Here is a 6,104-nt window from a genome sequence, read left to right as displayed (position 1 = left end):
TCATGAAATACGGTATTCTGATGTGACAAAACCTGAATCCTGGTCGTTAAAGTGTTTGTTTGCACTCATATTTTAACTGTTAGGACTCAGGTTTTTTTATTTAAAGCAAACTATGGGACAGCAGTGCCTGAACGTCTCCTTTTTTTGACCGCTAATTTTTAGCGAATCTGTGCTTCATCTAAATGGCGAGCGCCTTCCAGGATCATACGAATCATAATCATGGTTTGTTCGGCAACTTCTTTGCGTTGTTCTGTCGGTAGATCAATGACTTTTGCACCCATGTTAAACACCAATTGGGTAATACCACGTGCCACGATGTCAGGATGAGCCAACTTACTCTGATTTAAACGTTCTAGGACGATTAAATCTTCTCTTAATTCTTGTTGGAAATAGTTAAGTTGACGCTCAACTGCATTTTTATAGGAATGCGAACCAGTATAGCCTTCACGAAGTAAAAGGCTTAAGTTGCCTTCATCGGCATCTAGCTGCTGAATAAATACTTCAACTGAACTACGAATAATACTGCTTTGGCGTGATGCCTGAAGGCGTGCTTCATGCAAAATTTGACGTAACACACCGCCAGCTCGATCAATCAATTCAATGGCTAATTCATCAATATCTTTGAAATGACGATAAAAACTATTTGGAGCAATGCCAGCTTCACGTGCAACTTCACGCAAACTCAGTGATGAAATACTTTTTTGTGGACCAATTAAATTAAGCGCTGCCTGAAACAGTTCTTCCTTGGTAATCGTTGCTTTACGACCTACAGTGCGAACTGTAAGTGGAGTTTCAGCTTCAGAATGTAATTCTTCCTGGTACATGTTAACCATATTCGTCTGTGCAGACTGAGTCATATTTTTTAATAGATTAAAAACATTAACATATTATAGCGTCTGCTAATAGCTTTTGTGAAAATGTCGATTAAATGCACAAGCGTATATACAAATATATATACATATGTATAATAATTAAAAACCTCCCATGAGTTGTATTTGATTATGCATGTACTCGAAAAAGCGAAAAAGCCTTTAAACGCACTCAAAGACAGTGTTGTAGACGTCAATGCGGTAAATTTCTGGTTGCAGAAATTTAATCCGTTATGGTCTGGTAATCAGGCTCTCGGCAAAATTGTACAAAAAGAAAATGCAGCAAATGAGATGGTCAGCCTAACTATACAGGTGAACCGTTTGTTTAAAATGGGTGAAGCTGGTCAGCATCATCCTGTTTTTGCTCGTGTAAATGGGATCCGTTACGAACGTACTTATAGTTTGACTCAGTTAGATGATCAACACGTATTGCTTAGCGTAAAAAAAGTGAATACGGGTATTGTGAGTACTTGGCTGGTAGAACAAGCACAAGTTGGTGACATCTTAGAATTTGGTCAGCCTTTTGGTGATATGACTTTGGTGTCAAATTCTACACCCTTGCTACTATTGGCTGCGGGTAGTGGTATTACGCCAATGTTGAGTTTGTTGAAAGGGATGAGCAAAACTAAGCAAATTGCGGAGCAACCAATTCAGTTAATGTATTGGGTTAAGTATCACGATGATGCTGCATTCAAATTACGCTTCGAAGCTTTGGCAAATCAATATCCAAACTTTAAATTTCAAATTTTCTTTACCCAAGAAGATGTTGCCGATCCACGATTAAATGCCGCTCACGCTGCTCAAATTGACGACATTGAGCACAGTACTGTGTTTGCATGTGGTCCATCGGGTTTCGTCACTCAGGCCGAAGCGTTATTTGATCATGCACAGTGCTTTATGAGTGAAGCATTTAGCATGAGTCCAATCGCAACGGATGATATTGGCTTTGTGAATGTCACGCTTACGCAATCCAATAAAACCGTCAGTATTCCAAAAGGCCAATCAATTCTAGCAAGTCTTGAGCAGCAAAATATCAAACCTAATCACGGTTGCCGTATGGGCATTTGTAATAAATGTGCCTGCAACAAAGTAGAAGGTTCGACTAAAAATATGGTCAATGGTAGCCAAAATACAGAGCCGGGTAATTTACTCAAAATTTGTGTGAACTCAGCACAGTCAGATCTTGTTATTGATTTATAAGGTAGAAAAAATATGAACATGCCTGTAAAAATTGAATATTTTAAAAATCCAAAAAACCGTGAGTTAACCCAATCGCAATTAGACGAACTTGCGCGTGAGCTTGATGCCATTAAGCAAGAAGTTTTAGATGACTTAGGTGAAAAAGACGCGAAATACATTCGCCGAGTGTATTCGACAGTTCGTTATTCATCTATGGCAGGTCGTGCTTTATTGTTTGCAGGTTGGTTCCCACCAGCGTGGATTTTAGGCACAGGTCTTTTAGGTTTTGCCAAAATCATGGAAAACATGGAATTGGGTCATAATGTCATGCACGGTCAATATGACTGGATGAATGACCCTAAATTCAATGGTCAGACCTACGAATGGGATATCGTAGGGACAGCAGATAACTGGCGCCAAACACATAATTTTAAACATCATACCTATACCAACATTAAAGGTATGGATGATGACATTGGTTATGGTCTCGTTCGTTTGTTCCCAGAACAGCGTTGGAAGCCGGGCTATTTATTACAACCGATTTATAGCATTCCATTTTGCTTATTGTTCCAATGGGGTGTTGCCATTCAAAACCTTGAATTGGGTAAATACTTTAAAGGTCGCAAAACAAAACAGCAGACCAAAGAAGAATGGAAGCCAATGCAAGCCAAAATCGGCAAGCAATTATTTAAAGACTATGTGTTCTTCCCGCTTATTGCAGGGCCTGCAGCATTACCTGTGCTCACAGGGAACCTCGTTGCGAATGGTCTTCGTAATATTTGGACATTTAGTATTATTTTCTGTGGTCACTTCACCAAAGATGTTGAAGTTTTCCCGAAAAAAGTACTTGAAAATGAAAGCCGTGGACATTGGTACATGCGTCAAATCCGTGGTTCTTCAAACCTTACTGGTTCAGAAGCATTTCACATTTTGACAGGGCATTTAAGCCATCAGATCGAACACCATTTATACCCTGACGTTCCTGCACGTCGTTATCGTAAAATGGCGCCAAAAGTGCAGGCGGTCTGTGAAAAATATGGTTTGAACTATAACAACGCAAGTTTAGTGAAACAGTACGGCAGTGTACTAAAACGTATTGTGAAATATGCGTTTCCATTTAAAAAGTAATAAACGCTACACTAAATTTACGGGAAAAAAAGCCATGCAATTGCATGGCTTTTTTATATTAACTTTGGGGAAAATATTTATTTCAATTTTTGATATGTAATTTGAGGATCTTAATCAAATTCATATAATTTCCTTTTTTAGCCATACGAATGACCAATTCAATTTCTTCTTTCGTCCACATCTGGCGAGTGGCTGAGAAGGCAAATTGAGCAAGGAGTACAAATGGATTTTCGCCAAATTTAATATGGAGGCCTTTGACATATTTCGGTGGATTGAATTGATTCATATTCTTTTCCCGCTTTTAATATTTGACCGCATTATTTCTAATTAATGAGAAAAATAGCACACTATAAAGTCAAAATAAAAGCAGAATTTTCAAAATTTAATCATATATTAGAGCGACTTAAATTTAAGTTTGTGATTGTTAACTTTGATTAATAAACCAAACTAAATCACTCGACTTTAGTCGAGTTCAGGTAGGCGTTTATCCTTTCCATTCATGAAATGGTGGGTGGCCAATTCGAACATAGCGAGGTCTTCATCGCTATTTCCATAGGCATAAACATGCTCATAGTCTTGAAGGTTAAATTGCTCCAAAACGCGATTTTTCTTTTGCTCACCACTACAGTCTAAGGTTTCATATAAACCAGTCAGTTTTTGGTTATTGGTTGCAGTTTCAGTACAGATCAGTTTGACCCCGAGCTTTTCAGCCACAGGTTTAAGATATAAATCGACGGATGCAGAAACCAATACGACTTCATGACCGCGTTTTTGGTGTTGCTGTAATTGTTCATACAGTGAAGGATTGAGTTCTGCCATCAAATGTTCAGCATATTGCGCTGCTTGATTTAAAATGTGCTCATGATTGGCTTGGCTAAACATTGCGGCATATAGGCGAGGACGCATTGCATGGGCAGGATATAGCTTGAGATAATAGCCTTGAATCCAAGGGAGAATTTTAATCCCTTGGCGCACGATATGTCGTTTAGGCAGGGAATAGAAGATGAACCCTGTAAAACTGTCTTTATTACACAGGGTTCCGTCAAAATCGAATAAGGCTAGAGTTTTAGGTTTTTGATGCGGCGCATGCATGTTTGATAACGTCCATCGACTCGTGTGGCAAACCAATTGGTATTGTAATCACGGCTTAATTTCGGCCCAGAAATTACGACTTCAGGCATCATGGCATAAAACGGTTCTTTACCAGTCTTTTCTTGGTACAACTTTTTGACCGCTTTATACGTCAAAGTATCTTCGAAGTCCTGATCTTTTTCTTTTTTAAGATCTGAACGAATTTGACGTGGAGTTGCAATTACATTGTTTTCTGCAAAAACGGCAATCAGCGCAGTTTCAGACTGGCTTTTTGCTGAACGTGGAGAACCATCTTTATTATAAAGTAAGAGGTCACCATCTAAGCCGAGCTCAGCAGGGGTTAAGTCATTCAACATGCTTTGGAATGCCGCATTACGACTCGAATAACGACCCGAGTTATAATCTGCAAAACGATAAATCGGTTTGTCATATTCAGCTGGATACATCATTAAACGGTGGATGCCGTAATACAAACCGCCATATTGGCTATACATGTCAGTACGTAGAGCAGCAATATTTCCACCTTGGCGTTTGTGGTCTTTGGCATAGCCTATATGAACTTGCATGGAACCCAAAGTGGTAATGGGGTTGAGCTTTTCACCAATATCTTGTCCAACCAGTTTCGCTGCGCCCGTCAAAGCACTCACGTGATAATGTTTAGACATATAGTCAAAAATTTCACGATATAACTCGTCTAGTTCACGTTCAGTTTGAACACGGCGCATTTGGCTCAGATAGTTATCTTCTGGACTTGGCTGATTTTTTAACACATCTTGGAAATAGCCAGCGACTGTGCCACCGATATCATCACCCAATTTATCTTTAAACTTTTCTTCAAGACGATCTTGAACTTCTTTAACGGCTTTTTCACCGAGTCCCGGCACATGCGGATCAGCAACAAAATTGGACTCTTGATCGACCACAGCAACAATCGTACAGACATTTTCTTTCGTGGTCGGAATACCGAGCTGATCACTAATGTCATAGATATCATTGGCCCATGAAAGACGTTCATTCACGCGAGGTGGAATGGCTTTTTTAATCTGTTCCGCTTCCATAGTGGGTTCATCTTTGCTCCACCATGAACCATTACCACAGGCAGCCAAGCCAATGGATAAAGCCAGTACAGAAAGGGATTTAAAGCATAATGGGGTCGAAAAAGTTTTGTTCATATTTTCCAATAAACTCAGCCATATGGGGGCGACAAAGCAGGTGCAGTATACTATGCAAAATACATAAGTAATGAATAAATATGTATATGTCTCATAGGGGACTGTCAATCTATTTATGGAGATCTACGCGTGTAAAAACAAGCAGTTCTGTCAGGATGATTGGAAAAAGAATGCTTTTTGAGCTAAATAGATGAATATTCCAATATCATTTTCAACAGATTATAAAAAATGCAGGTATATACTAGCTGAAATCCATAAATTTTTTAAGGGGATTATTATGCCAGCTAAATTTTTCAGTCGTTTCTTGGGTTTGATTGCGTTAGTTATGGTATTGGGGGCAATCATTATTAACTTTGTTGTGGCTAAACCGATGGTGGAATATTGGATCTTACTCTTACTACCTTGTTTTGCCGTTCCAATTTTAACCTCAGTGATGATCACGAAGGATGAAAATCTTTAACATCATCGTTCAGTAAATCTATATTTCAATCCAATAGATGATGAATACTCAGTCTGTGCAAAAAGCTCACATCGGGTGTAATGCCAGTCAGTTAAGAGATTGACTGGCTTTTTCTTGGGTATTTTTGAGGTTTTCCTTTTACAACCCTTGGATAACTCCTCACTCTTCTCTCAGGTATAACATACCGATTAGATTTCTCCATTA

Annotated in this window: 7 protein-coding genes; 3 read left to right on the top strand and 4 right to left on the bottom strand. The window is 39.0% G+C overall.

Going from position 1 to position 6,104, the window contains the following annotated elements:
• Positions 1–158: 158 nt before the first annotated feature.
• Positions 159–833: an HTH-type transcriptional repressor FabR gene (fabR, locus tag FTU83_RS16690; RefSeq protein ID WP_373684140.1), complete on the bottom strand. Its 675-nt coding sequence runs from the start codon at positions 831–833 to the stop codon at positions 159–161.
• Between the two features lie 168 nt (positions 834–1,001).
• Between fabR and FTU83_RS16685 the strand changes: the two genes are divergently transcribed.
• Both FTU83_RS16685 and FTU83_RS16680 read left to right on the top strand, forming a co-directional pair.
• On the top strand, positions 1,002–2,069 hold the full coding sequence (locus FTU83_RS16685; RefSeq protein WP_180107392.1) for a ferredoxin reductase: 1,068 nt from the start codon (positions 1,002–1,004) through the stop codon (positions 2,067–2,069).
• Between the two features lie 12 nt (positions 2,070–2,081).
• Positions 2,082–3,176: an acyl-CoA desaturase gene (locus FTU83_RS16680; RefSeq protein ID WP_168377711.1), complete on the top strand. Its 1,095-nt coding sequence runs from the start codon at positions 2,082–2,084 to the stop codon at positions 3,174–3,176.
• Between the two features lie 82 nt (positions 3,177–3,258).
• Here the strand turns inward: FTU83_RS16680 and FTU83_RS16675 are convergent, their stop codons facing one another.
• The 3 genes from FTU83_RS16675 to FTU83_RS16665 all read right to left on the bottom strand — a co-directional run bounded on the left by FTU83_RS16675 (position 3,259) and on the right by FTU83_RS16665 (position 5,440).
• Positions 3,259–3,462, bottom strand: a complete 204-nt coding sequence (locus FTU83_RS16675) for a hypothetical protein (RefSeq protein ID WP_180003812.1) — start codon at positions 3,460–3,462, stop codon at positions 3,259–3,261.
• A 176-nt stretch (positions 3,463–3,638) separates the two neighbouring features.
• A complete protein-coding gene (locus FTU83_RS16670) occupies positions 3,639–4,268 on the bottom strand; it encodes an HAD-IB family hydrolase (RefSeq protein ID WP_180106575.1) in 630 nt (209 codons plus the stop codon).
• The gene (locus tag FTU83_RS16665; RefSeq protein ID WP_180107390.1) at positions 4,235–5,440 is read right to left on the bottom strand and encodes a DUF1615 family protein; all 1,206 of its coding nucleotides are present in this window, start codon (positions 5,438–5,440) and stop codon (positions 4,235–4,237) included. The genes FTU83_RS16670 and FTU83_RS16665 overlap by 34 nt, the downstream gene beginning before the upstream one ends.
• Positions 5,441–5,717: 277 nt before the next feature.
• On the opposite strand from FTU83_RS16665, the gene FTU83_RS16660 reads away from it, so the two are divergent.
• Positions 5,718–5,900 (top strand): hypothetical protein, encoded by a 183-nt coding sequence (locus tag FTU83_RS16660; protein WP_168377709.1) that lies wholly within the window; start codon positions 5,718–5,720, stop codon positions 5,898–5,900.
• Positions 5,901–6,104: the final 204 nt, after the last annotated feature.

Source organism: Acinetobacter sp. YH12152, from assembly GCF_013418285.1.
GTDB classification, from domain to species: Bacteria; Pseudomonadota; Gammaproteobacteria; order Pseudomonadales; family Moraxellaceae; genus Acinetobacter; species Acinetobacter amyesii.
Note: the sequence above shows the minus strand (reverse complement) of the source record. Positions and strands in the feature narration are given on the sequence as shown.